1 protein-coding gene is annotated in these 243 nt (G+C 61.7%); it reads left to right on the forward strand.

Annotation, left to right across the window (positions count from 1 at the left end):
* Window positions 1–143: 143 nt before the first annotated feature.
* The coding region (locus tag SB764_RS43840) for a cytochrome oxidase small assembly protein (protein WP_410867286.1) at window positions 144–243 on the forward strand (100 nt) is incomplete at its 3' end.

Here is a 243-nt window from a genome sequence, read left to right on the forward strand (position 1 = left end):
GATCGGAAGAGCACACGTCTGAACTCCGTTCCACACGTTCGAGCAACCGCCGCACGTCGAATAAGTTTCACCCAGCGTTCCGCCGCTGCCTGCCGCGCAGGCAGGCGCGGCGGGCGCGGAATCGAGTTTCAGCGAAGTTTCAGATGAACCGGAATCCACAAGAAAGACGAACGCCCGAGCAGATTCGCGCGGGCAACAAGCGGCTCGGCCTCACCCTGCTCGTCATCGCCGCCGTTTTTTTCG

The organism is Paraburkholderia sp. SIMBA_027, from assembly GCF_046535315.1.
Lineage (GTDB): Bacteria > Pseudomonadota > Gammaproteobacteria > Burkholderiales > Burkholderiaceae > Paraburkholderia > Paraburkholderia tropica.